Origin of the sequence: Nocardioides sp. (assembly GCF_050699375.1) — a bacterium.
Classification (GTDB): Bacteria; Actinomycetota; Actinomycetes; order Propionibacteriales; family Nocardioidaceae; genus Nocardioides.
This window is the reverse complement of sequence record NZ_JBOHDN010000217.1, coordinates 1-4,888: the sequence shown is the minus strand read 5'-3', so window position 1 is coordinate 4,888 and position 4,888 is coordinate 1. Positions and strand designations below refer to the sequence as shown.

Here is a 4,888-nt window from a genome sequence, read left to right as displayed (position 1 = left end):
GAGCCGCCGGTAGTCGGGGTGGGCGGTGATCCCGTCGACGCACAGCTCGCGCAGCGAGTCGAACGCCGCCGCCGTCCAGATGAACCCCTGGAGCAGGCCGTGCGCCATCACCGGCTCGAACGCGTTGAGCTGGAGCTGGCCGCCCTCGGCGGCCATGGTGACGGTGAGGTCGTTGCCGATCACCCAGAAGGCGACCTGGTTGACCATCTCCGGGATGACCGGGTTGACCTTGCCGGGCATGATGCTCGACCCCGCCTGGCGGGCGGGGAGCTGGAGCTCGCCGAGCCCGGCCTGCGGACCGGAGCTGAGCAATCTGAGGTCGTTGCAGATCTTGGAGGCCTTGACGGCGATCCGCTTCAGCACGCTGGAGACCTGCACGAACGCGCCGGTGTCGCTGGTCGCCTCGACGAGGTCGCCCGCGCCGACCACGGGCAGGCCGGTGATCTCGGCGAGGTGCTGCACGGCGAGCCGCCGGTAGTCGGGGTGGGCGGTGATCCCGGTGCCGATCGCGGTTGCGCCGAGGTTGATCTCGCACAGCAGCACGCGCGAGTCAGCCAGCCGGGCCAGCTCCTCGCGCAGCGTGATGGCGAAGGCACCGAGCTCCTGGCCGACCGTCATCGGGACGGCGTCCTGGAGCTGCGTACGTCCGATCTTGGGGACGGCGCGGAACTCGGCCGCCTTGCGGGCGAACGAGTCGGCGAGGGCCTCGGTCGCCTCGGCCAGGCGGTCGATCGCCCCGACCAGGGCGAGCCGGACGGCGGTCGGGTAGACGTCGTTGGTCGACTGACACCGGTTCACGTGGTCCAGCGGGTGGATCTCGTCGTAGCTGCCGAAGGGCAGGCCGAGGATCTCGAGCGCGCGGTTGGCGACGACCTCGTTGGCGTTCATGTTGGTCGAGGTGCCGGCGCCGCCCTGGATCACGTCGACGACGAACTGGTCGTCGAGGTTCCCGTCGCGGACCTCCTGCGCGGCGGCCGCGATCGCGTCGTGACGACGGTCGTCGAGCAGGCCGAGCTCGTGGTTGGCGCGTGCGGCGGCGAGCTTGACCGCGCCGAGCGCGGCGACGAGCGAGCGATGACTCCCGACCGTGGTCCCGCTGATCGGGAAGTTCCGCAGCGCGCGGGCGGTGTGCACGCCCCAATAGGCGGTCGCCGGTACCTCGAACGGACCGAGCGAGTCGTGCTCGGTGCGGGTGGCCAGGGCATCGACGGTGGTCATCGCGCGGCCGCCTCCTCGGCGACGTCGAGCGCGGTCCAGGCCAGCGCGGTGGCGGCGTCGAGGAGCGCCTTCTCGGCGTCCCCGCCGACGCAGTGCGCGGCGAACTCGGGCTGGTGGTTGAGGGCGGTCCCGGAGTTGATGCCGACGTAGGGGTGGATCGCGTTCACGACCTGGGAGACGTTGCCCATGTCCGTGGAGGCTCGGTTCATCCGGCGGGCGGGGGTTCCCGGGTCGAAGACCCGGCCGATCTCCTCGGCATTGCGCCGGTACGCCGCCAGCGCGGGCGCGAAGGTGCGGAACTCGGCGTACGGCTTGCTCTCCGGTTCGACGGTGAGTTTCGCGCCGCTGGCGAGCGCCCCGGCCTCGAAGCAACGCCAGACCTTCTCCTCGGTCTCGGCGAGCTGGGCGAGGCTCTCGGCGCGGACGTACCAGCGGCCCTCGGTGCGCGCGGGGATGGCGTTGGGCGCCTCTCCCCCGTTGGTCATCACGCCGTGCACGCGCACGGTCGGCGGCAGCTGCTGGCGGATGAGGCCGATCGCGACCTGGGCGATGGTGAAGGCATCGGCGGCGTTGACGCCCTGCTCGGGATAGGCCGCCGCGTGGGCCGCCTTGCCGCGGTACTCGACGTGCGAGTGCGACACCGCGAACGGCTCGGCCTCGGCGACGTCGACGGGAGCGGGGTGGGCCATCATGGCCAGGTCCAGGCCGGCGAAGGCGCCGCGCTCGAGCAGCTCGATCTTGCCACCACCGCCCTCCTCCGCAGGGGTGCCGTAGACCTCGATCGTGAGCCCCGCGGCATCGGCCAGCGGGGCGAGCGCGCGGGCGGCGCCGACGGTGATCGCGGAGATCAGGTTGTGGCCGCAGGCGTGCCCGAGGCCCGGCAGGGCGTCGTACTCGGCGCACAGGCCGAGGCGGAACGAGCCGCTTCCGAAGGTCGCCAGGAAGGCTGTCTCCAGACCGAGGTAGGCCGGAGTGACCGTGAACCCGGCCTCCTCGAGGGACTCCGCGACCCAGCGGGAGGAGTTGTGCTCCTCCCAGCCGGTCTCGGGGTTCGCGTGCAACTGCTCGGAGAGCCGGACGAGGCGCTCGGCGTCGCTGCCGACCGTGGTCGCGGCGTACTGCTTCGAGGTGGTCATCGACTCACTCGTCCCCGGGCACGCCGTAGGACGGTGCGGTGGTGGGATCGAGGCCGCGGGTCACGTAGTCGTCGCGCTGCGGCATCCAGACCTTCAGCAGGTCGCGAAGATCCTCGACCGGGTGGTCGCTCCAGTCGACGCGGAGGTCGGTGACTCGCCAGGCGACGTCGCGTACGACGGAGAGGCCCGCCGAGTGCAGCGGTCCGGCCTCGCCGCCGGCGGCCAGGCCGGCCTCGAGCGCGGCGAGCAGCCGCTCCTCGAGGTCTCCGGTCGCAGCCTCGAAGCCGGCGACGACGGCGTCGACGACGTCGGTGGTCGCCAGCAGGTTGCCGGCGGCGACGACCTGCGGCGCGACGGCGTGGTGGTGGACGCCGAGCGACCCGGAGCCGCTGTACGCCGCACCGGCGCCGTCGTGGCCGAGCACGGTCAGCTGGCGGTGGTCGATGTGCTCGCGGCCCTGGGTGACGGATGCGAGCGCGGCCCGGGCGTCGAGGCCCGAGGCGAGCGCGTCGAGCAGCTCGGTGCCCAGGCGCGGGTCGGTGATGTTCTGCGAGGATGCGCCACCGACGCCGGGACGCAGGTGGATGCAGCGCGCGGCGACGGCCGGGCTGGAGGAGGTCACGGCGATGCCGACGGCGCCGTTGCCGTCGGTGGCGAGGACGGAGAAGGTCACTTCGCCACCTCGGGGATGACCGCGATCGCGTCGACCTCGACCAGCCACTCCGGGCGGGCCAGGGCGGAGATCACGATCCCGGTGGAGATCGGGTGCACGCCCTTCGTCCAGCGGCCGATGGTCCGGTAGACCGTCTCGCGGTAGCGCGGGTCGACGATGTAGATGGTGAGCTTGACCAGGTGCTCCATCTCGGCACCGGCCTCCTCGAGCAGCATCTTGATGTTGGCCATCGCCTGCTCGGTCTGCGCCTCGACGTCGCCGATGCCGACCGACTCGCTGGTGTCCAGGTCCTGCCCGATCTGACCGCGTACGTAGACGGTGTTGCCCGCGACCACGGCCTGGCACAGGTCGTTGTCGAGGTTCTGCTCGGGGTAGGTGACGCTGGTGTTGAACGGGCGGATCCGGGTGTGTCCGCCGACGACGATGCTGCTGGGTTTGTTGGTCTCCACGACGACCAGTCCACCTCGTCCGAGAGCATGTGTCCAACAGATGTTTCCAAGGACTATCGTCAATGAAACAGATGCAGTGATGCCGCCCGTCACTGCATCAGTCGATCCGATGGGTAAGGCCAACAACATCTGTTGGACACGAGCAACGCGGCGGCTCAGGATCTGAGTATGTCCAACGAACAGATCGAGGTCCTCGTCGTCGGCGCCGGTCAGGCCGGTGTGGCGATGAGCGAGCACCTGAGCGACAACGGCGTCCCCCATCTCGTGCTGGAGCGTGACCGGATCGCCGAGCGCTGGCGCACGATGCGCTGGGACTCGCTCGTCGCCAACGGCCCGGCCTGGCACGACCGGTTCCCGGGCCTGGAGTTCCAGGACGTCGACGCTGACGCGTTCGCCACCAAGGACCAGGTCGCCGCCTACTTCGAGGCGTACGCCGAGAAGATCGCCGCCCCGATCAGAACCGGCGTCGAGGTCACCTCGGTGACCCGCAACCAGGGCCGGCCGGGCTTCCGGGTCGAGACCTCCGACGGCGTCATCGACGCCCGGTTCGTCGTCGCGGCGACCGGCCCGTTCCAGCGGCCGGTCTACCCGCCGATCGTCCCCGACGGCGCGGTTGCCGTGCAGATGCACTCGAGCGACTACCGCAACCCCGACCAGCTTCCCGAGGGCAACGTCCTCGTCGTCGGCGCCGGCTCCTCCGGTGTCCAGATCGCCGACGAGCTGCAGCGCTCCGGCCGCCAGGTCCACCTCTCGGTCGGCCCGCACGACCGTCCCCCGCGCAGCTACCGCGGCCGCGACTTCTGCTGGTGGCTCGGCGTCCTGGGTCTGTGGGACCTGGAGACCCCGGCCGCCGGCGCGGAGCACGTCACGATCGCCGTCAGCGGCGCCCGCGGCGGCCACACCGTCGACTTCCGCGCCCTCGAGGCGAACGGGATCCAGCTCGTCGGCATGACCGACACCTACGACGCCGGCACCCTCACCTTCCGTGAGGACCTGGCCGAGAACATCGCCCAGGGCGACGCCAACTACCTCGCCCTCCTCGACGCCGCCGACGAGTACGTCACCCGCAACGGCATCGACCTGCCCGAGGAGCCCTCGGCCCGCGACCTCGGCCCCAGCCCTTCAGCTGCGACCACGCCCCTGATCTCCCTCGACCTCGCCGAGGCCGGCATCACCACGGTGATCTGGGCGACCGGCTTCGCGACCGACTACGGCTGGCTCCAGGTCGACGCGCTCGACGAGAGCGGCCGCCCGGCCCACCGCCGCGGCGTCTCCACCGAGCCCGGCGTCTACTTCGTCGGCCTCCCCTGGCTCTCCCGCCGCGGCTCGAGCTTCATCTGGGGCGTGTGGCACGACGCCAAGCACGTCGCCGGCCACATCGCGACGCAGCGGAGCTACACGGCGTACGACCG

General features: G+C 71.3%; 5 protein-coding genes. 1 reads left to right on the top strand and 4 read right to left on the bottom strand.

Annotated features, from left to right (window positions below):
- The 4 genes from ACRDPS_RS16025 to ACRDPS_RS16010 all read right to left on the bottom strand — a co-directional run.
- The coding region (locus tag ACRDPS_RS16025; RefSeq protein ID WP_431502650.1) for an aspartate ammonia-lyase at nucleotides 1-1,218 on the bottom strand (1,218 nt) is incomplete at its 3' end.
- A complete protein-coding gene (locus tag ACRDPS_RS16020; protein WP_431502649.1) occupies nucleotides 1,215-2,354 on the bottom strand; it encodes a M20 family metallopeptidase in 1,140 nt (379 codons plus the stop codon). The genes ACRDPS_RS16025 and ACRDPS_RS16020, both read right to left, overlap by 4 nt.
- A 4-nt stretch (nucleotides 2,355-2,358) precedes the next feature.
- Nucleotides 2,359-3,027, bottom strand: a complete 669-nt coding sequence (locus ACRDPS_RS16015; protein ID WP_431502648.1) for a DUF1028 domain-containing protein — start codon at nucleotides 3,025-3,027, stop codon at nucleotides 2,359-2,361.
- The gene (locus ACRDPS_RS16010; protein ID WP_186349213.1) at nucleotides 3,024-3,476 is read right to left on the bottom strand and encodes a RidA family protein; all 453 of its coding nucleotides are present in this window, start codon (nucleotides 3,474-3,476) and stop codon (nucleotides 3,024-3,026) included. Before ACRDPS_RS16010 ends, ACRDPS_RS16015 begins: the two co-directional genes overlap by 4 nt.
- A gap of 168 nt (nucleotides 3,477-3,644) precedes the next feature.
- Between ACRDPS_RS16010 and ACRDPS_RS16005 the strand changes: the two genes are divergently transcribed.
- On the top strand, nucleotides 3,645-4,888 hold a 1,244-nt coding region (locus tag ACRDPS_RS16005), incomplete at its 3' end, for a flavin-containing monooxygenase (RefSeq protein ID WP_431502647.1).